The 22,200-nt window shown below is 38.1% G+C and carries 14 protein-coding genes; 4 read left to right on the forward strand and 10 right to left on the reverse strand.

What is annotated here, in order from left to right:
* Window position 1: 1 nt before the first annotated feature.
* The 4 genes from DV942_RS20820 to tgt form a co-directional block, all read right to left on the reverse strand.
* Window positions 2-2,806, reverse strand: coding sequence for a TolB family protein (locus DV942_RS20820; RefSeq protein WP_145860712.1), 2,805 nt, complete (start codon window positions 2,804-2,806; stop codon window positions 2-4).
* Window positions 2,807-5,004: 2,198 nt separating this feature from the next.
* On the reverse strand, window positions 5,005-5,883 hold the full coding sequence (locus tag DV942_RS20825; protein ID WP_145860715.1) for a DMT family transporter: 879 nt from the start codon (window positions 5,881-5,883) through the stop codon (window positions 5,005-5,007).
* Window positions 5,884-5,885: 2 nt separating this feature from the next.
* Window positions 5,886-6,989 carry an LptF/LptG family permease gene (locus DV942_RS20830; protein WP_145860717.1) on the reverse strand — a complete coding sequence of 368 codons (1,104 nt, stop codon included), beginning with the start codon at window positions 6,987-6,989 and terminating at the stop codon, window positions 5,886-5,888.
* A gap of 1 nt (window position 6,990) precedes the next feature.
* On the reverse strand, window positions 6,991-8,121 hold the full coding sequence (gene tgt / locus DV942_RS20835; protein ID WP_145861899.1) for a tRNA guanosine(34) transglycosylase Tgt: 1,131 nt from the start codon (window positions 8,119-8,121) through the stop codon (window positions 6,991-6,993).
* 42 nt (window positions 8,122-8,163) lie between these two features.
* Between tgt and DV942_RS20840 the strand changes: the two genes are divergently transcribed.
* Window positions 8,164-9,381 carry a glycosyltransferase gene (locus DV942_RS20840; RefSeq protein WP_244950764.1) on the forward strand — a complete coding sequence of 406 codons (1,218 nt, stop codon included), beginning with the start codon at window positions 8,164-8,166 and terminating at the stop codon, window positions 9,379-9,381.
* A 25-nt stretch (window positions 9,382-9,406) separates the two neighbouring features.
* The gene (rsmG, locus tag DV942_RS20845; protein WP_090987485.1) at window positions 9,407-10,042 is read left to right on the forward strand and encodes a 16S rRNA (guanine(527)-N(7))-methyltransferase RsmG; all 636 of its coding nucleotides are present in this window, start codon (window positions 9,407-9,409) and stop codon (window positions 10,040-10,042) included.
* 8 nt (window positions 10,043-10,050) lie between these two features.
* Here the strand turns inward: rsmG and DV942_RS24090 are convergent, their stop codons facing one another.
* The 5 genes from DV942_RS24090 to DV942_RS20870 form a co-directional block, all read right to left on the reverse strand.
* Window positions 10,051-11,331, reverse strand: a complete 1,281-nt coding sequence (locus tag DV942_RS24090) for a M56 family metallopeptidase (protein ID WP_145860719.1) — start codon at window positions 11,329-11,331, stop codon at window positions 10,051-10,053.
* Window positions 11,331-11,702 (reverse strand): BlaI/MecI/CopY family transcriptional regulator, encoded by a 372-nt coding sequence (locus tag DV942_RS20855; protein ID WP_145860721.1) that lies wholly within the window; start codon window positions 11,700-11,702, stop codon window positions 11,331-11,333. The genes DV942_RS24090 and DV942_RS20855 overlap by 1 nt, the downstream gene beginning before the upstream one ends.
* A gap of 179 nt (window positions 11,703-11,881) precedes the next feature.
* Complete coding sequence (locus DV942_RS20860; protein WP_244950765.1) at window positions 11,882-12,856, reverse strand: M28 family peptidase; 975 nt, start codon at window positions 12,854-12,856, stop codon at window positions 11,882-11,884.
* 317 nt (window positions 12,857-13,173) lie between these two features.
* Complete coding sequence (gene smc, locus DV942_RS20865) at window positions 13,174-16,713, reverse strand: chromosome segregation protein SMC (protein WP_145860726.1); 3,540 nt, start codon at window positions 16,711-16,713, stop codon at window positions 13,174-13,176.
* Window positions 16,714-17,172: 459 nt separating this feature from the next.
* On the reverse strand, window positions 17,173-19,476 hold the full coding sequence (locus DV942_RS20870; RefSeq protein WP_090987590.1) for an ATP-dependent helicase: 2,304 nt from the start codon (window positions 19,474-19,476) through the stop codon (window positions 17,173-17,175).
* A 972-nt stretch (window positions 19,477-20,448) separates the two neighbouring features.
* Here DV942_RS20870 and DV942_RS20875 point away from each other — a divergent pair.
* Window positions 20,449-20,772, forward strand: coding sequence for a DUF493 family protein (locus DV942_RS20875; protein WP_145860728.1), 324 nt, complete (start codon window positions 20,449-20,451; stop codon window positions 20,770-20,772).
* A 96-nt stretch (window positions 20,773-20,868) separates the two neighbouring features.
* On the opposite strand, the gene DV942_RS20880 is transcribed toward DV942_RS20875, so the two are convergent.
* Window positions 20,869-21,222: a winged helix-turn-helix transcriptional regulator gene (locus DV942_RS20880; protein ID WP_090987473.1), complete on the reverse strand. Its 354-nt coding sequence runs from the start codon at window positions 21,220-21,222 to the stop codon at window positions 20,869-20,871.
* An 80-nt stretch (window positions 21,223-21,302) separates the two neighbouring features.
* Between DV942_RS20880 and DV942_RS20885 the strand changes: the two genes are divergently transcribed.
* On the forward strand, window positions 21,303-22,187 hold the full coding sequence (locus DV942_RS20885) for an NmrA family NAD(P)-binding protein (protein ID WP_145860730.1): 885 nt from the start codon (window positions 21,303-21,305) through the stop codon (window positions 22,185-22,187).
* Window positions 22,188-22,200: the final 13 nt, after the last annotated feature.

Here is a 22,200-nt window from a genome sequence, read left to right on the forward strand (position 1 = left end):
TTTAAAAACTATAGTTGAATGAAAACTCTAATATCGGATTTTGATTGTAAATCTGATTAACAAAAACCAATCTTGCTCCTAAATCTACAACAGGTTGGTAGCGTAAAATGTTTACACTGGTATTTAATTCTACCCCATATGTTTTCGGATCGTTAAAGGTTGTGCCGCTACCGATATTTTCATAATGGCAGAATAGCCCGGCCCTGAAATTTCTCACGTAAGCCAACGGACCTAACTCCCAGTCTGGAAAGGCGAAGGGGAAGCGGTAATTGAAAAGAAGACTGTTTTGTAGTTTACTTTTAGCTAAAATATTGTTGTACCCATAAACAGTTGCAATCTCCGTTGCGTACTGATTTACCCCGGTTGCTTTTTGATAATTGAAGCTCGCCAGAAAGGAATGGTTTTTTGCAAAACCCGGAAAGTAAAGGAAGCTTTCGAGCGCTAAAATTTCTCCTTTTAAATTTTGATCAAAGGGCTGGTGATTGTAAGTTGCCCTGAACACCTGCCCCCATCTGGGTGCAATGTCTCTCTCGGTCGTGCGTACGCTGTGGTTAAAAGTAAAATTATACTCCATTGGAAATTTAAGCTCGCGTATAAAACCGGCAGGCATGTTTTCAGGCATGTACCTTTGCGTAAAACTGGTTGCTGTATTCAGGGTAAAACTATAGTTGTTATTGCGTGCATTAAATGATAATGGAAGGGATGCGTTAAGTTTAATGTAGTTCTCCCGCCAATCGCCTTGTTGTACGGTGTTTTTAGCGCGGTAGAACGTGCGTTTAGGTCTGTTCCGATATAAGATGCTAAATACAGGATAAAGTGCCTTATAGCTGATATCTGCAGTGTATTCAAAACGCCTTAAATCCCGGTGGTATTTTGCGCCAGAATAAAAATCCATTGTGTTAAGCAGGTTGTTTGATTGCAGTTCTAAACCAAAAACATATTCGTTGTCAATTACCGGAACAATACTGTGGATGTTGAAAAGATTTAACGCTGTATGGTACCGCTTTGATGGGTAAATGCTATCCGGAATGTTTTGAAAAACATTACCAACATTTTCCTGCTTTTCTGCTGCTGCCGAAAAATCCACAAAGTTATTTTCGCCAACTGGTTTTTCTACAACTGTGGTCTCGGCAATTTCATAACCATTGATTTTGTAATCATTAAATATGATTTTTCCGTCACCGCTTTCCGTAGCGTTGAAGGCTCCATATTTCGATGCGCTAAGTGCTGTGATTTTTTTTGAAACGGGATCTATTTCGTAAATATTATCGATGCCGTTAAAGTGTGCATTGAAAACAATTTTATCTTGAATAAAAACCGGTCGGCTGAGTTGTTGTCGGCTGTTGGAAATGAGTATGGATTTTTTATCTCCGTCAACGAGCCATAAACTTTTTCCTTTCTCGCTTACGCTGATATAAGCTACCTTATTTCCTGACCGGTCAAAAGAAGGTGTTTGCAGGATTTCGTTTTCAGGGTTTACATAAGTCTTTAAAATCTTTCCTGAGCTGGCATCGATTTCTACTAAATTAAATTGATTATTAAGTTCAACCTTAGCTGCAATAATTTTCTTTCCATCCTCAGACAGGCTGGGAGAGAAGAGCCTGCTTTTGCTGCTTAATTTATTGAATTTTTTGGTCATTAAATTATACGAACAGATCACACTGTAACTCCGTTGTTTGTACCTGGGGTCATAGCGGATTTCATCCCAAACCAAAAGATCATTTTTTAAGCTAAACCAAGGTTGTTCCTGATAACCGATTCCGAATAGTTTTTGCTCCGATTGATCCTCATTAATGATGACGAAATATCGCGCATCAGTTTTACTTTCTTTGAGGGCTAAAATCTGGTTTTTATTTAATCTTACCGGTAAGAAATAATGCGTTGCTATTTTTGTTTTTTTATTTAACCTTTCATAGTTTTCTGTGGAAGATTTTTCTTCCTGTTTTTTCCACGTTTCTGCCAGCTTGTTCTGGGTAGATAAAAAATATTGCCGCGTATTTTCTCCGGTATATTTTTTTAAGCTTTTCGAAAATGGATACGGTCTCCATGGTCTTTTCCTGATGTCGCCAAGTAAGCTGTCTGAAATGAACTGACCATATTTTTCCTTCATGTCAGATACCATCAAATATCCTGTTTGATAATAACCCGGCGTTACCTCTTTGTTCGATCCAAAATAGGCTTTGCTGTAGGTAAATTTTTTTCCTTCCAGAAGTGAAGCCCGGTAAGGCATGATCCAGTTTGGCTGTCGGCCCCTGCCCGAATTCGTCAAAGCAGTTTCGTTCACCACAGCATCGCCTTCGAAAAACCAAATCGGTATACCCGCACCAAAGTATGCGAAGTAAACCAGTTCAGGAAAAGGGTGCGACTGTGTTCCTGTCAATTTGTCAAACTGTGCAATGTGCCTGAGTTCATGCACGGCAAGGTTGTTCAGCCAATCCTGGCTGTCAAAAAACTGTGGAGGCGTAGCATAGAACTCCGACTTCTTCGGTCCTAGTTGCACAAAGCCATTAGCTACCGTTCCCCGGTTCTGTAAAAGCAGTGGGATAGAGGTTTGTTGCTGGTTCAGGCCCACCCCGATTTTGTTATAGATAAAGGGTAGGGTGTTAGCCATTCTTTGAGCTTCTTTTTCCAGTTCCTTAGGATAGATGATTTTGAAGCCGCCGGATGAAATGTAGTTCCATTTTACACTAAGTGGGTTTTGCGCAGTGCTGAAAATCTGTCCAGAAACAGATAATGAAACAAAACTTAAAGTGATTGTACTTAAATAACTGATAATTAGTTTTTTGTTTGATTTTTTTAAGCTCATCTAAAATCTTTGCTAAAATATTTAGTTTTTTGAAATTTATAGTTGTTTGAAGATGTGAATTTTTAATTTATATAAATTTATTTAAACATCTGATTTATAAACATTATTGTAATTTAATTGAATTGATAAAATGTTCGTTTATGAATAAAAATTCGCGAAAATATACTACTGGTTGTTGCTTAAATGGCTATTTTTATTTTAATCAGTTTTATCCAATTAATTTACACTTATTAATCGATTTTACTGAAAATTTTTCCTTCCATTTTTAAATTATGTATGACTGGCAGAAGATGATCGCAGTTCTCGGTGCTAAGCCAAGCGTATCGAATTTATCGCGTCAATGGATGATTAGGAAAGATTAACAAACGCCCGGGAAATTAAAGGAAAGCTTGACAGCGAAATTGATTTGTTTGAATACCAAAAACTGACCTGGATCAATCAATGATTGAAACGTTTGTTGTGTTAGTTTTTAAAATTTTGGGAAATGAAAAAAAACAGATTATGGCGGGGCGAAGATTTTTATAATGACATAATGTCTGTTTTTTTGCTAGGATATCAGCTTAGTTTTAAAGTATTTTGAATCCCGATTTTGGCTGAATTAACCGGATTTACATCAGTTTAAAAAATTAAGATGGAAGTTCACGTATTCTTAAAACAATAATTTTTAAGTACCAAATTCAGGTTTTGGAGCTTAAATTTTAGTTATAAATTAGGCTCAAATTTTAATGATCTGTATATTTTTTGCTGACTTTAAGCCTGAAAAACCATAACATTTTGCCTGGATAATGCGGTTTCCTTGCGATATTCGTGAATAAAGGCGTTTTCCGGATATTTTATCGAAATTTGATTTTTTGAAGTAAAAAGTGGCTTTATTATGGTTTAAACGCATTTTTTTTGATCAATATGTATTTTCAGATCGTAATAGTGGGATCTGATAATTCTTCATCTTTAGGCGTAAAAAGTGCTCCAGCAATTTAGTTTTACCGCTCAATTTTTAGTGTTTTGATAATGATTAATTCCAAAAAAACTACGCTGTTTGTGGCTACATAGTAATTGTTTGTATTGCAAATTGAAAGCTATGCTGAGACGAGGTATAGCATCTTTAAGATGGTTCTATCTTATTTGAGGACGATACGTTCGCATTACTTATATTAAATTTAGGATATAAATCTCTGGATTTAATATTGTTTTATCGCTGCTTTTTTAAGATGTAATTAATATTTTTTATTTGGGATCCAAACGAGTTTTTATAAGGTTTTTGCGCTAATAAATCCTGAGTTTTTCAGTGTTTTTATGTTAGGTTTTTGGTAGTTTTTATTGTTGATTTGAAGCTGTTTTGTCAGTGAATTTTTCATTGAAAAATTTAATCTTTTAACTTTTATATTTTTCTGGTTTCAGGCCTATTTTTAGCGTATGTTTATTGATCATTTGTAATCTATTTTATGCTCAAAATTTGTGTTTTATTGGCTTTATATTTAACCTATTTTTTAAAAGTTTATTTAGATGGCCATCAAAGGAATTTCGTTCATAAACTATTCGTTTTTGATAAGTTGAAATTATATTTTGAAGCTTGGTTTATAGTTCTGTTTTTGAGGTTGATCCAGATGGTATTTTTTACGTATTTGCTCAGCTGATATTGCTGAATCCTCCATAGGTTTTATCTGTCAAAAAGGTATAATTTAAGGATATAAAATTCAGCTTTGTTATGCTATAATTACAACTTCAGGTAGTTAGTTAATATTGCCTGGTTCTGAACGGAAGGCGCGATCACGTCGGGTATTTTTGGCAAACGTATTCTTTATTGAGGTGGTGTAAAGTGGTTGCGAAATAGAGGTGTTTTAGATTCATCTCTTGTTGGGAAATTGCATTTTTTAAATCGTAGTTTCCTTTTTTATTTACGCTTGTTTATATGGAACTGTTATCGCTTGGATAAAGTATTTTACTAGGCTTTAACGATTAGTTTTTGACAAGTTTGAGTACTTCTAAATTGGTATTGTGGTAAGTTGTTTTGAGCCGTTTGCAACTTATATTCTGCGCTATCTTTTAAAGATTTTTGATCATGCTTTAGTTGGGAATCAGATCTGAATAAAAAAATCGACCCATCAAAATATAGGGATACAATAGATCGTTCGGCTTAAATTATCTTAATAAAAAACGGTTGGCTTTTTGACAAATATATCCTATTACAGGGCTTTGTTTTAGAGCCGGTTCTTTCTATTTTTATAAATGGGATAAAGAAAAATTGAGGCCAATATAATGGTTGCGCCGATATAAAATCCACCTGTCATTTGCTCTTTGCTTTGAAAAAAAATAAAGGCCAATACGATGCCGTATACAGGCTCAAGATTGGTAATTAAAGCAACTCTAAACGCGGATAAAGTTCTCATTACGGCAACACCTGCAACGTATGCAACAGATGTGCAAAGCGTGCCCAGCAGCGCAAGGTAGAACCAGTTTTGAGCGCTAAGATTGAATCCTGTATTCAGCAGCGAACCATCATATAAACGATATAGTGTGATCCAGAAAAATGCCCCAACAAGTTCATAAAAGCTGATGATGGAAGGTTCGCTTTTTTGTACCAGCGTGGAATTTATGGTTGAGAAAAGACTGGATGCAACTGCAGCCAAAAGACCAAAAATTATTCCTAATGTATACTGACCTTCGAATTTAAAGATCATATATATTCCCAGAATGATGAGTAAGCCGATTAAAATATCGCCAGGTTGTATGGGTTGTTTTTTGATCAGCGGTTCTAAAATTGCCGTAAATAAAGTAAAAGAAGACAGGCAAACCAGGGTTACCGAAACCGTAGAAACTTTAATGGCATGGAAGAAAAATATCCAATGGATAGCTACAGCTCCGCCCGTTAAAAAGAACTGGATGAACTGTTTTTTACTGATCTTAATGTTCTTTTTGGTAATTAAAAACCATGCTAAGAGTGTGGCTGCGGCAATCATTACACGGTACCAAACCATGGGCACTGCATCGATAGAAATCAACTTGCCGAGCACGCCTGTAAAGCCCCAAACAAATACGGTAAGATGGAGGATGAGTAAATTCTTTTTGGTAATGTCCATCGTTATTTTGGTGCTTTTCTTAGCAGGTAAAAACCTAGTAAGCCAAAGAATAGTGTAGGCATGATAACGGCTGCGAAAGGAGGTAATCCGCCTTTGGTCGAAAACATTTGTGTAAACTGGTTAAATACGATGTAAGCAAAGCTAATGAAGATTCCGATACCTAAGGATACACCAACCCCACCGCGAACTTTACGCGAGGAGAGTGCAACACCGATCAGCGTTAACACATAAGCCGAAAGTGGGTGCAGGTAACGTTTGTATTTTTCAAACTGAAGGTCGTTCATTACGCCTGTGCCACGGATTTTTTCTTTCCTGATCTTCTCAGAAAGTTCTTTGGTTGTTAAGTTTTGCACCACGTTATCATAGGCCGAAAAATCATCAGGACGCATATCCAGAATGGTATCTTTAAGTTTGCCGTTACCATAAATCATGGTTTCTTTCAGACCATCAATCTTACGGATAGAGTAATTGCTCAACTGCCATTTACGCTTAAGCGAATCCCATTTGATATTTTCCGCAACGATCTTTTTGGTCAGCACATCTCCACTAAAGTTATCCAGAGAAAACCGATATCCTGAATTCGTTTTGTTGTCGAAATTATCAATATAGATATAGGTTTTGTCATCCAGTTTCATATGGATTTTTGATTTTGTGGAAGGATCATTACGTTTTACATAGGTGTTCTCGAAGCTATTCTTTAAGGTATTGGTATAAGGAAGGACGTATAAATTTGAAAGTAGATTGGCCGAGAAAATAATGGTGGCCGATACCAGGTAAGGAAATAAGAACCGGTTAAAACTTACGCCACCACTTAAAATCGGTACAATTTCGGTTTGATCAGCCATTTTAGCGGTGAAGAAAATTACGGCAATAAAATTAATCAGCGGCGAAAGCATATTCACATAGAATGGAATAGAACCAGCGTAATATTTAGAGAGGATTCCCCAAAAACTCAGGCCGCTTTTCATAAAATCATCCATCTTTTCCGATAGGTCGAATACAACAATAATGATCACAAAAATGGCAAGGGTATAAATAAATGTACCCAGGTATTTCCCGATAATATACTGATCGATGATTTTTATTCTCCCTTTTAACAGATTCATTTTATAGCTTATTGCCTAATACTTTAACCATTTTGTTTTTCCACTCGTAAAATTCACCTGCAATGATTTTTTCCCTGGCCTGTTTTACCAGCCAAAGATAGAAATGCAGGTTATGTAAGGTAGCAATTTGAGCGCCAAGCATTTCATTGCTATGTACCAGGTGCCTCAAATAAGCTTTCGTAGTTACCTGATCTGCATGTAGATCGCTTTCTGCATCTAATGCAGAAAAATCATTCTCCCATTTTTTGTTCCTGATGTTGATAATACCATTTCTGGTAAATAGCATGCCATTTCTTGCATTTCTGGTTGGCATCACACAATCAAACATATCTACACCTAAGGCAATATTTTCCAGGATGTTGATCGGCGTACCTACACCCATTAAATAACGCGGTTTTTCAACTGGTAATATGTCGCATACCACTTCTGTCATCGCATACATCTCCTCTGCAGGCTCTCCTACTGATAAACCACCAATTGCATTGCCTTCGCGGCCCATGCTGGCAATAAATTCTGCCGATTTAATTCTCAGATCTTTATATACAGAACCTTGAACAATAGGGAAAAGTGTTTGATCAAAACCATATTTAGGTTGAGTATTATCAAAATGGGTGCAGCAACGCTCCAGCCAGCGATGGGTCATTTTGATGGATTTGGCGGCGTAAGTATAATCGCATGGGTATGGCGTACACTCATCAAAGGCCATAATGATATCGGCACCGATGGTCCGCTGGATATCCATGGCATATTCAGGTGTAAAAAGATGTTTTGAACCATCAATGTGCGAACGGAAAGTTACACCTTCTTCCTTAATCTTACGTACTTTGCTTAACGAATATACCTGGTAACCTCCGCTATCAGTTAAAATAGGGCGGTCCCAACCAATAAATTTGTGCAAACCGCCTGCTTTTTCTAGAATGTCAAGTCCTGGCCTTAAATAGAGGTGATAAGTATTTCCGAGGATGATTTTTGCGTCGATATCATCTTTAAGTTCGCGCTGGTGTACGGCTTTTACCGTTCCAGCTGTGCCCACAGGCATAAATATCGGAGTTTGTATTTCGCCATGGGCAGTGGTTACTGTTCCGGCCCTGGCTTTAGATAGTGGATCGTTAGCCTGTAAACTAAATTTCATCATGTATTTTCCTCGTCAAAAATCTGCCAAAAATAGCAAAAATTGAGGGCATATTTTTGTTTAATTTTTTATCCACATAAAAGTGATTTACAGATTAAAAATGAGAAATTTGCGCCTATTTATTTTACCATCGTGATATTAACCCCGCTTGAGATTATTCTGCTCTCGATATTGGCTTTTTGCTTATTGGTTCAGCTTTATTATGTATTGTTTGTTCATTTAAGGCTGGCCAGGATAAGCATTGAAAAAGTGCCTTTTTCGGCACATAAACCAATAAGTGTTATTGTTTGTGCCCGGAATGAAATTGTTAACTTAGAGCAGTATCTTCCTTCGTTATTTAGTCAGAATTACCCTGAATTTGAAGTTGTGGTGGTTAATGACCGCTCCTGGGATGGTACGGAAGAGTTTTTAGAAGCTTTTGAAAAGAAGCACCATAACCTTAAAGTGGTTAAAATTTTAGATAACGATAAATTTATTGCCGGCAAAAAATTTGCCGTTACCATGGGTATAAAGGCAGCTAAATATGATTGGCTGGTATTTACAGATGCTGATTGCATGCCTGCATCTGACAACTGGCTAATAGATATGCAGCAACCTGCTGATGAGCAGACTGAAATTATTTTGGGGTATTCGCCTTATATGAAAAAGCGCAGCCTGTTAAATGCGTTGATCCGGTTCGAAACCTTTTTTACTGCGGTCAACTACCTTTCTTTTGTCCTGAAAGGTATGCCTTATATGGGAGTTGGGCGGAATATGGCTTATAAAAAATCGCTGTTTTTTAAAAATAAGGGCTTCGCAGCGCATATGCATATTCCATCCGGGGATGATGATCTGTTTGTAAATGCACACGCCAACAGCGATAATACCGAGATTCGCATACATCCAGATAGCCACGTGTGGAGTGAGCCAAATAAAAGCTGGGCAGGTTATTTGAGACAGAAAAAACGCCATTTTGGTGCTGGTAAATTTTATAAACCGAAACATAAGTTTATTTTGAGCCTTCAGATTATTTCCCAGTTTCTGTTTTATGCCTTTTTTGCTGCTTGTATGTTTTTAAGTCGCGAAGCGCAATATGTAGCGCTTGTCATCCTCGGATTAAGCATTGTAATCAGGTGTTTTATCTATCCTAAATTACTTAAACGGTTAAACTATGGCGATTTACGTTGGTGGTTCCCGATTTTAGATATACTTTTGTTTCTGTTTTTAACCTTAAACGGATTTTTATCCATGTTTGGGAAGAAAAATGTAAAATGGAAATAGTTCATAATCCTTTAGTTATTGCAATATGCCTGATGTAAAGCCAGATATCATTTTAAAATATTTTCCCGATCTAACTGAAAAACAGCTTGGGCAGTTTTCCCGGTTGTTTGAGTTATATAGCTTCTGGAATGCACAGATCAATGTAATTTCGAGAAAAGATATTGAAGAGTTGTACGAGCGCCATGTGCTCCATTCACTGGGAATAGCTAAAATCTGTACCTTTAAAGCAGGAGAATCTGTGCTGGATGTAGGAACTGGAGGCGGCTTTCCGGGTATTCCTTTAGCTATTTTATTCCCTGAAACGCAGTTTTACCTGGTTGATTCTATCGGGAAAAAAATCAAAGTGGTAAAAGAAGTGGCTTCGGCACTTGGACTGGATAATTTGCGTGCCGATCATTTAAGGGCTGAGCAGGTTAAAGAAAAATTCAATTTTATAGTATCAAGGGCAGTGACCCGTTTAGGCGAATTTTACCCATGGATACAGGGAAAGTTTAAAAAAGATTCAATAAATGCCATTCCAAATGGAATTCTGTACCTGAAAGGTGGAGATTTGGCAGAAGAGATCAGGGAATCGAAACTGAAAGCAGAATTATATCCGCTTTCAGCTTATTTTGAGGAAGATTTCTTTGAAACCAAATATGTGGTTTATGTGCCGCAGTAAGAATTATATTAACCCTTCTTAGCTGGCTTTGTCTCGGTTGGAGTTGGTGCAACTAAGGTGATTCTAAGTACTTCACCTTTTGTTGTTTTTGGTTCTACAGGCGGCGGTGGAGGTACAGGCTTTGTATCCGGAGTGATCATTATTGGCGAAGGTAGTTTTTTGCTGTCCTTTTTAACAGCAGGTGAAGCAAACCGAATTTTATTTACTTTTGATTCATTAATCTTTTTTGCTTTTAAAGGAACTGGTTCTACCGGGGGCGGCGGTGGTAATCTTTTGTCATACTTGATGATAACGGGTTCATTTATCCTTATCTCTTTACTCTTTTTGACTTTGGATGAGCTAGCTTCTTTTGGAGGTGGGGGAGGCAGTCTCTTTTTATCCGATTTTTTCTTCGTCGTATCCTGTAAAACAAGGGTTAAGCTTTCCTTTTTCTGTCCAAATTGGATGGTAGTATAATCTTTTGTAAATGCCATTGTAGATAGGCATAGCATAAATCCGGTTAACGGAAGTACGAGTAACAATCTGAGCCTGGCCCATTTTGCTGATTTTTTTTGATTTAACATAGTTATTCTATTTTTTAGTAATGAGGAATTAAAAAGATGGTTACTAAGGGTAATTTTGTCATTCCCGTAAGAATTTTGGATCAGGAACAACGCATACTCATATTTTGCAACGTCTTTTCTGGTAGTAGCCTCATCAGCAAGGTATTCATGTACAAGCCTGATATCGTTCTTCATGAAGTAAATAACCGGATTGAACCAGCTGGAAACCTGTATCAGTTCGAATAATAGGATATCAAGACTATGTTTTTGTTTAATATGCACCATTTCGTGTTTTAGCACAGTAGCTTTTTGGTTCATCTCCGGATCCATAAAAAGTAGATTGAAGAATGAAAATGCCGCTTTTGAATGTTTGATGTCAATAACAGTGATGTTATCTTCTTTACGCTTATGTGCATTTTGCATTAATTTTGCAAGATGTCTTAGCCCGCACAAAAATTTTAGAATGAAAATTGATGAAACTGCCAGATATAATACTAAAAGGACGTTTTCCAGCGTAAAATAGGATGTACGTTCGTCAATCCGGATAGATCCTGTATAGTGGAAAATCATTTCCTTCTTTAAGAACCCCAGCTGAACAAACGGAAGTGTAAAAGCCAGCATCGAACTGAAAATCAGGTAAGATCTGTTTAAAACATAAAAGGTTTCCCTGTGGAGAAATAATCTATAAAATCCATAAAACAGAATGAGGTATAGATTTGCTTCGAGTAAATAATATAGCCAGCTCATCACTTGTCTTTTTTAAGTTTCTCTGCCAATTGAATAATTTCGTTGAGCTCTTCGTTACTCATACTTTTTTCCTTCACCAGAAAGGAAACCAGGCTTTCATAAGAATTTTCGAAGTAATTGTTCATTACCTTGTCGAATGCAAAACGTTTGTAATCAGTTTCTTTGATGATAGGGTAGTAGATATGTGTATTACCGATCGCCTTATGATCAACAAAACCTTTACTTTCCAGCACCCTGATTACGGTCGAAACCGTGTTGTAAGCGGGTTTGGGTTCATTCATTTTTTCAATGACCTCTTTTACCAGGGCTTCGCCCATTTCCCAAAGGATAAGCATCACCTGTTCTTCTGCTTTTGTGAGTTCTTTTATCATAGCAACTATTTTTGTAGTTTATTTAATTGAAGTTACTACTATAAAAATAGTTTGCAAACTATTTTTATAGTTTATTTTATAACTGGTTGATAAACAGGTAAATAATTTTTAATTGGATTTTGTAAAGCATAAAAAAACCTGCCGATAGGGCAGGTCTCAAGTAAACTTTAAGGATTTTGTTAAAATCTTTCTGACTTTCGCGGATTATCCATCATGATCATTTTATTTTTTAACAACTGCTGTAAACCGGTTTGTTTGTCGATGTTCTTTACAACATCCAATACGGCATTTGCTGCATGGCTGAAAAATTGCTTGGTGATTGTAGAATATTCGTCACTGGCTTTATGGTAATCTTTATGGTCTTCTACACCGAAGTATAAGAATGGAATATTTTTAACATTAAAAGCACCCTGATCGCTTTGATTGGTCCAGTCATCGTGACCAAGTTTAGGATCGTCGTGGCCTAAACTTACTTTTATATCAGTCCGTGTGGTATCAATGTATTGCTTTAAATCCGGGTACCTGAAAGTTCCGCATACATAAAGTTCACCTTTATCACTATGGCTGATCATATCCATATTTAAATCAATGGCAATAGTATTAATAGGTACTGGTGGATTGCCTACAAATGCCTTGGCACCTTGTAAACCCATTTCTTCAGCATCAAAAGCAGCAAAAATAATGGTGTTATTGGGCTTGTTCTTTGAAAAATAAGCTGCAATTTTCAATAAACCTGCCGTTCCTGATGCATTATCATCAGCGCCATTAAAAACTTCATTTTTTATCACGCCTAAATGATCGTAATGCGCAGAAACAACAATTACATTGGTTCCTTTGCCTGGAATGAAGCCGATAACATTGGTGCCGTTTACTTTCGTACTATTTCTATCATTAAAGGTGAATTCCTGGGCATAATTTACATGTTGAGGATAAGATTTTAAACCTAATTTTTTAAATCTTTCTATAATATAAGCCCTGGCCATTTCTGCACCCTTAGTGCCCGTTTTACGCCCCTGATAAGCATCAGAAGAAAGTACTTCAACATCTTTTAGTAATTGGTTATCCAGCTTTTCATCACTGCCAGTACTTTGCTTCCTAACTGATGAGCAACAGCTTAGCATCATGGCTAAGGGAATAATGTATAAGATTTTCATAGTTGTTCTGTAACAATTTAGGATCGTCATCTCGTGGAAACTTGCTTAATAGAGAGATTTATTGGTATAGATTTCTCGACTACGTTGCACTTCGCTCGAAATGACGATTAATTGTTTAAAATTTCCTAAAGATATTAATTATTGGATATAGAAAGCGTTTCTAAATTTTATGTTTATTTGCAACAAGCCTGAATATGCGGTTATGCTGAGGTACGAAATAGCTACAACTTATGAAACAGATGCTTCGTGCCTCAGCATGACAAAAAATATAATTATCAATGTCGGAAGCGTTGGGTTTTGCTTTGCTCTTTCAGCTTTTAGGCCGCTACCTCTCTTAAATCTACCGCAACAACCCGGGAAACACCTTGTTCTACCATGGTTACGCCATAAATAATATCAGTGCTGGCAATGGTGCGTTTGTTGTGCGATACGATGATAAATTGCGACTGATCGGAGAATTTACGAATGATATTATTGAATTTATCGATGTTGGTATCATCCAAAGGGGCATCAACCTCATCAAAAATACAGAAAGGAGCCGGTTTTAGCAGGTAAAGTGAAAATAACAGCGCGGTAGCCGTTAACGTTTTCTCGCCACCGGATAACTGATTGATCGACAATGGCCTTTTCCCTTTCGGACGGGCAACAATATCAATGTCGGCTTCTAAAGGATTGTTGATATCGGATAAAATTAAGTCGCAGCTGTCTTCTTCGTTAAATAAGGAGCGGAAAACCACGATAAAATGTTCACGGGCCTGTGTAAAAGCCTGCATAAATTTATCTTTTGCAGTATCGTCTATCTCCTTAATGGTTTGTAAAAGATCAGTTTTGGCTGCATTAAGGTCTTTTTTCTGGTTCTGGATGAAAGTATAACGCTCTTCCATTTCCTTAAAGGCCTCCATGGCCATAGAGTTGATGGCGCCAAATTCGTCCAGCTGGCGTTTCATTTTTTCTACTTTCTGGCGGATTTCAAATTCACTTTCCAGCGCTTCAACAGCAGTATCTGTTTCTAAAAGATCGTTGATATCAATGTTGAATTCTACCGCTAAGCGCTCTTTTAAAGCATTAAGGTCGATTTTTAAAGCATTCTTTTTATCCTTGATCTCGGTTAAAAGGAAATCGGTTTCTTCGCGGTTTTTGCGGATGTTGGTTAAATCGGTTTCTACCTGGTTAATACTGCCCTTAATTTCAAAATACTCTTTTTCTGCCTCTGCAAGCCCTTTTTCCATCTCCTCCCGTTGCTGATACATCTCTAAAAGGGTATCATCGCTCAGATCGGTGTGCTGCAAAGTTGCCGTTATTTGAACCAGGGTTTCCTGTAATTCTTTATCGTTTTGGGCGATGCGCTTATTTAAAGCTTCTTCCTGTACAAAGCGGTAATCTAAATCTTTTTCTAAGCCCGATAACTTATTTTGTTGTTGGTGAAAACGGATATTGTCCTGGTTGTATTTTCCCGCGCTTTCGTTTACCTGATCGGCAATTTCCTGATAATTGAGTTGCTGCTCCTGTAAATTAACATGCGCTTCCTGCTGATCCTTTTGCAATTGAACCAGGGCCGGTAACTTCTCCGATAAAGCTTTCTCTATTGATACGATTTTTTGTGCGATATCTGTTTTCCGGTTTTCACTGGTGGTAATAAACTCCTGGTACTGATCGCGACGCGTTTGTACAGAAATATGCTCGTTATTTAAGCGGTTCATCTCTTGCTGCAAAGCATTGATCTGACTGATTTTTGAAGCTTCTTTTAAGTTGAAAATCTGATCGGTTTCTGCTTTAATGGCCTCGTTGTACTTGTTGATCAGCGATTCGGAAGCTTTAATTTCTTTTGCCAGATTCTCTAAATTCTTGGCGCGCCCAATCCTTTTACCTTCGAACAAACCTACTGAACCGCCCGCCAGCGTAAATTTGGTTTGTGCATATTTACCATTTTTGGCCAATACGGTTAAACTGTCAGTCGGCGTGTTTTTAAATCGGTTTTCTTGTTCGTTTTCAGCGATGTAAACATTTTGCAAAAGCAAATTGCAGAGGTTCTGGTATTTTTTATCAACCTCTACTACTGATAAAGCGGATATCAGCCCTTCATAACTGCCGACAACCGGATTTTTATCCGGAACATTTTCTAAAATGAAAAAGTTAGCCCTTCCACGGCTGGCATCGGTTAAGAGGTTAATCGCCTGAACGGCATCTGTATACAGGTCAACCACATAATGGTTCATTACCGGTTCAAGATAGTTCTCAATGGCAATGCGATAATCTTCGTTACAGAATAAAATATCAGAAAGAAGTAAGGCACTTTTGGCAAAAGCATTGCTTTTCTTTAAAAAGCGGATCGATTCAGGAAAACCTTCCAAGCTGTCAACCAACGATTTAGTAAGATTATATTCGTTTTGCTTGGCATCTTTTTTACGGTTTTCGGCCATTAGTTTTTCCTTGTTGGAACTCAGGTTAGCTTCTGTGGTAGCCAATTGTATTTTTAACAGCTCTTCTGCTTCGGTAAGGTTTTTAATATTGGCCTGTTTTTCACGCACCTGGATATCAAGCTCAGCCAGGGCATGATCAAAAGCCTTTAATTCCAGCGTTTTCGTTTCGGTATCATCTACATTACGGTTGCTTTCCTGTACCAGGGCATCTTTCTGGATGTTCAGGATATCAATTTCTTTTTGCGATTGATAAACGGTATTCTGCAGTTCGTTAACCGATTTGATCAGGTTATCAATCCGGTTTTTTTCAATCTGCTGCTGCTCGCGCAAAGTATCTAATGTTGATTTAAGTTGCTTTAAATCAGCTTCCAGACGGTTAAATACTTCGGTTTCTGTTACCACTTCTTCATTTAAACGTTTGATGTTGTATTTGATGTGGTTAACCTGGTTTTTATCTTTTTCCAGTTCGCCCGATAAACGCGTTTCTTTTTCCTGCAGAAAACGCATCTGCTCGTTTTTTACCTTTTTCTCACTTTCGTAAGCGCGGATTTTGGAAACAAACTCGTTGGTGGCTTTTTGCTGTACGGAAAGGTTTTTCTCCTGGCTGATGCTACCGAGTTTCAGTTTTTGCAGTTCGGCTTCACCGGTATCTATTTTGGTGCTTAGCTCGGTGCGGTTTAGCATTTGCTGCTGCTCCTGGGTCTCCAGTGCAGTTAAATCAGTACGGAAAAAAGCAATGCGATGCGTGGCCAGTTGTACACTTAACTCACGGTACTGTTCTTTGAGTTTATAATAACGCTCTGCCTTGCGTGCCTGGTTTTCTAAGGTCTTAAGGTTTTTTTCGATTTCGAAAAGCAGATCTTCTACCCGTTCTAAATCGGCTTCTGTATCTTTTAATTTGGTGAAAGTCTGTCTCTTACGAAGCTTGTATTTTGAAATGCCGGATGCTTCCTCAAACAGCGACCTGCGGCTATGCTCTTTGTTGGTGATAATTTCATCTACCATTTTCAGCTCGATAATCGAGTAACTATCAGAGCCGATCCCGGTGTCCAGAAAAAGGTCGGTAATATCTTTTAACCTGCACTGTACATCGTTTAAGCGGTATTCGCTATCGCCATTGCGGTATAGTTTGCGTGTTACGGTAACCTGAGAATAAGCAGTAGGAAGAATATTTTTAGTGTTATCAAAGCTTAATGAGACCTCGGCAAGCTGAGCCTGTTTACGGTTTTTCGTGCCGTTGAAAATGATGTTTTCCATCTTTTCAGAACGTAAAGCTTTGGTACTCTGTTCGCCCAGCACCCAACGCATGGCATCAATTACATTCGATTTTCCACAACCATTAGGTCCTACAATAGCAGTAACCCCTTCATTAAAGTTGATGGTCACTTTATCGCCAAAGCTCTTAAAGCCTTTAATTTCTAACCTGGTAAGTTGCATGGTTTGTAATCGGGAGAACCGGACCCAATATTAAGGATAAATTTGGGTTTTTTCAACTTTTTAACCCTGGTGTTTTAACCGTAATGAACGCGAAGAGAAAAGGGAGGAGTGGACCGAATTGGTTAAATTTCAAGTAGCAATTCCGTCATGCTGAACTTGATTCAGCATCTTTTGTTTTACCTTTAAAAGATCCTGAAACAAGTACCATTGACATACTCCTCAAAAAAATCGTCATCTCGACTGTAGCGAAGCGAAATGGAGAGATCTTTGAGCCGAGTTATTAAAATCTAGTTTAAAGATTTCTCCACTGCGGTCGAAATGACGATACTTTTAGGCCATTTAAACTTCTTTGTACATCCATCACTCATATTGATTTTTAAACCATAAATTATCTCTCAAGATGAAGAATCTTGTTGTTTCAGCGTCTCTGAATTTCGGCGGCTAAATCTAAATCCTTACTTATTTAACAATCATCAATTTGGCAAACTTAAGAAGCAATTGTTTATTCCCCAAACCCTGAAAAAATACCGTTGCTTTTACATCTGGCAGCGTGCCTTCCAGGCTAATAATTTTTCCAAAACCAAATTTTTCATGTTCCACTTCCATACCGCCCTGAAATTCATGTGGCTGTGATGGCGTAAAACCAGGTGTTGGCACATGCGCTTTGGCTAGCAGTGAAGTTGTTTTCGGACGCGCAGGTGGGGCAGAAGTAGTTGCACCGGCCGCCGGTTTGGGTTTACTTATGAAATCGCGTGGCTGCGATGTCCACGATTTACGCTCGCTGTCAAAACTGCCATCAAAACTGGTTGATTTGGCTGGTTTAACATCCAGTTCTAGAAATTTCGGATTAATCTCGTTAATGAAACGGCTGGGTTCGCAGTTGGTTAAAGTACCCCAACGATAGCGTGAAGTGGCATAAGTGATGGTCAGTTTTACTTCTGCACGGGTAATGGCCACATAAAACAAACGGCGCTCTTCTTCTAAATCGGTGCGGTTGGTTAACGACATCTGTGATGGGAACAGGTTTTCCTCCAATCCCACAATAAACACGTTTTTAAACTCCAAACCTTTGGCCGAGTGGATCGTCATTAAAGAAACGGTATCCTTATTTTTATCGCCGTCCTTATCATCATTGGTTAAAAGCGCAACATCCTGCATAAAAATATCAAGGCCTTTTTCCTCAATATCTTCACGTTCCGCAAATTCTTTAATACCGTTTAATAATTCCTGGATATTTTCATATCTCGCACGTCCTTCAACACTGTCATCAGTATAAAGTTCTTTTAAAATACCGGCATGCTGGGCAATAAACAGCGCCGAATCGTAGGCGTCAAGTTTTTTAGCCTCTGCCTGAAAACTTTGCACCATCATGGCGAAATCATTGAGCTGATTGGCCAAACGCCCGTCAACATACTGGTGTGCATTCGAAATCACATCCCACATGGTGAGGTTATGCTGATCGGCCGCAACAATGATTTTATCGATTGAGGTATCGCCAATACCACGTTTTGGATAGTTGATTACCCGTTTAATGGCTTCTTCATCTTTAGGATTAAAAGTTAAACGGAAATAAGCAATTAAATCTTTAATCTCTTTGCGTTGATAGAAAGAGGTACCCCCGTAAATTTTATATGGGATATTCAGCTTACGCAAACCTTCCTCCATCGCCCTGCTTTGCGCATTGGTACGGTAAAGAATGGCGAAATCGTGATAAGTATAACCTTTTAAGCTGCGCTCCTGGATAATGGATTCGGCAACCAGTTTTCCTTCTTCATTATCAGTAAAAGCACGGGCAACTTTAATCCTGTCGCCAGGATCATTTTCGGAAAATACATTTTTTTCCAATTGATTTTTGTTGTTGGCAATAATGCTGCTTGCCGCATCAACAATATTCTGGGTAGAACGGTAATTCTGTTCCAGTTTGTAAACCTTTAAATCAGGATAATCACGCTCAAAATTAAGGATGTTCTGGATATTGGCACCACGGAAAGCATAGATACTCTGTGCATCATCACCCACCACACAAATGTTCTGATAAGCAGCAGCCAGTTTTTTCACAATCGTATACTGTGAAAAGTTGGTATCCTGGTACTCATCTACCATCAGGTACCTGAATTTTTGCTGGTATTTATTTAAAACATCCGGATGTTCTTTTAACAGGATATTGGTTTTGAACAATAAATCATCAAAATCCATTGCGCCAGCCCTGAAACAGCGTTTGGCATAGGTTTCATAAATCTGGCCCAACAGCGGACGTTTATTCTGGATATCTTCAGCCTGGATCTGATCATTAGCCTGGTATTCTCCCCAGGAAATGAGGTTGTTTTTTGCCGAAGAAATACGACCGTAAACAAAATTTGGCGCATATAATTTATCATCCAGCTGCATTTCCTTCAAAATTGCACGGATTACACTTTTACTATCATCGGTATCGTAAATGGTAAAATTGTTCGGATAACCTATTTTTTCAGCCTCTACACGTAAGATTTTTGCAAAAACAGAGTGAAAAGTGCCCATCCAAATGTTTTTTGCCTCTGCTCCAACCACTTTACTGATCCGCTCGCGCATATCCTTACTCGCCTTGTTGGTGAAGGTTAAAACCAGGATGTTAAATGGATCGGTACCAGTCTGGATCAGGTGGGCTACACGAAAAGTAATTACCCTGGTTTTGCCCGAACCTGCACCTGCAACAATCATTACCGGTCCTTTTGTGTTCTCTACTGCTGCTCTTTGTTGTGGGTTTAATCCTGCTAAATAATCCAAATCGGCTCCTGTTTTTTTGAGTTTCAAAAATAACAATTCTAAGGGCTTTTTGCCAAAGGTGTTGGTAATTAGTTAAAAATCTAATCGGTCGTCATGCTGAACTTGGTTTATTCGCTGTTCTTATTTTTTTTAGGCTACTTCGTGGTCAGCATCCATCCGGTACTTCCTTTTGAGTATGATTATAAAATCAGTCTTAATCGCAAATTAGCATTGGCAGGTCAAATCCATCATTTTTGCTTTCAGAAAAGCAGTGACAGTATTTCATTGGCATCGTTAGTCCTTTGCTTTGCTCATACGCCTGCAGGCCTTATGCGCCAGGCCGGTATCCGCTCCGCCAAGGTTTATGTAATGGAGTTTGTGCTGCTATTAAAAGTCAAAACCCGAATTCATATCTATTTTGGCCTTTTAAAGCTTATTTGGTGTTCAAAGAATTCGTCTTGCTGAACGTGTTTCAGCATCTTTGGCTGTCTAGCTTATTATGGGACCTTCTATGTCTTATATGGTTAGAGCAGTGTACAATGGATGTAAGCACAAAAGGTGTTTGAGTTAATTGATTAAGTAAAGCAATAGCCACATTTCATTGGTATCGTTAGTCCTTTGCTCTGCTCATATGCCTGCAGGCCTTGTGCACCAGGCCGGTATCCGCTCCGCCAAGGTTTATGTAATGGAGTTTGTGCTGCTATTGAGGGTTTAAAACCCAAAGTGATATCTATCTTGATCTTTTAAAACTTGTTTGGTGTTCAAAGCATTCGTCTTGCTGAACTTGTTTTACAAGTAGAAATAGTATTTTTAATGGTCTTGTAGCTACTTCGTGGTCAGCATCTTTTGCTGTCTAGCTTACATGGGAACCTCTATGTCTTATATGTTAAGGCTTTCGATTAGCTATGCCCGCCAAAAATCTTCGGGTTAAAGCCATTTGCTGTCAGATTTACATGCTTATTTTTTAGGTATAGAATTTGAGACAGTGCAATAATGGAAGAGAAAAAAACAAATAAGGATATTGAATTTACCGATATCCCTGAGGGGACCAGCCAGGATATTTATGTGAACTTAAAAGAGAAACTGGAAAGTGTCGAAAAATTTCCAGGTGTTTACAATTTTAAATTCATCATCACGGGTGGCTTAGATAAAATACAGGATTTACGTAACATCTTACCTAATGATGAGTTTATTGAGCAACTTTCAAAAACAGGGAAATATGTTTCCATCACGGTAAAAAAACCAGTACAAAATGCTGATGAGGTAATTGCTGTTTATAAGCAGGCAGGAAGCATCAAAGGAATTATGATATTATAGTTTATTACTTCTAGATAATTTTAGCTGGATTATTGTCATCCTGTAATATACTTTGCCAGCGATTCGGTTTAACTTATAACCTTATTGTAATTTGAGTTAAACCGATCCGTTTTTAATGGCCCAATCTACCATCGAATCTAATACCTGAAACAGATCCTCTCCGGATTTTGTGAGGCTATATGTTACAACGGGCGGAATAACAGCTTGAGCATCCCGATGAACAAGGTCATCATTTTGCAGTTGTTTTAAATGTTGTATCAGCATTTTCTCCGTAATCTGTGGAATGGCACGTTTTAACTCGCTGTAACGTTTTGGTCCACTCATTAAATGAAAAATAATAATCGGTTTCCAATAACCACCAATTTTTTCCATTACAAAAGTAACAGGGCAGCTGGTTAGCGCTACACCTTTATTAAAATTACGGGTCGAACTTTCTTTAACGGCTGTCATATTTACATACTTTGGGGTAAGTACTTGTATAAAAGTAAGTGCAAATATAACTTTGTATTCAATAATTAAAAGCAGAAATCATGAAAATAACATTAACAGGATCAACAGGTAATATTACAAAGCCATTAGCTGAAATATTGTTGGCTAAAGGCCACGAAGTAAAGGTAATTAGCAGCAATGCAGATCGCGCTGAAGAAATTAAAGCATTGGGTGCAAATCCTTTAATTGGTAGTGTGAGCGATACCGGATTTTTAACAAATGCTTTTGCAGGGGCCGACGCGATTTATACCATGGTTCCACCAAATTTTGCTGCGCCAAAATTTAGGGAATATATTAAAGGTATCGGCGAAAATTATGCAGCTGCCATAAAAGCATCTGGTGTTAAAAAGGTAGTGAATTTAAGTAGCGTAGGGGCAGATCTGCCAGACGGAACCGGCCCGATTGCAGGTTTGCATGACGTAGAGAATACTTTTGCCGAACTAAATGGAGTAGCGGTAAAACATTTGCGCGCTGGTTACTTCTATATCAACTTCCTGGCCAATATCGATATGGTTAAACATGCAAATATATTAGGATCTAATTTTGGAGCCGATGCCAATCTTGTTTTGGTACATCCGCAAAACATTGCAGAAGTAGCAGCTGAGGCATTGGAAAGCGATTTCACAGGTAAAACTGTACAGTATGTAGCCAGTGATGATGATAGTACTCCTGCTGATGTGGCCAAAGCCATTGGTAATGCAGTGGGCAAGCCTGAATTACCCTGGGTAGAATTTAGTGATAAAGATGCCTTTAACGGAATGGTAGGGGCAGGTTTGCCTGAAGAAATAGCCAAAAACTATGTAGAAATGGGCGATGCGATCAGAAGTAATAAACTTTTTGTAGATTATTATAAAAACAGACCTGTTTTAGGTAACATTAAACTTAAAGATTTTGCCATAGACTTCGCCGAGGCATACCATAGCTAATTAAAGCCTTACA

Source organism: Pedobacter suwonensis, from assembly GCF_007833675.1.
Lineage (GTDB): Bacteria > Bacteroidota > Bacteroidia > Sphingobacteriales > Sphingobacteriaceae > Pedobacter > Pedobacter suwonensis.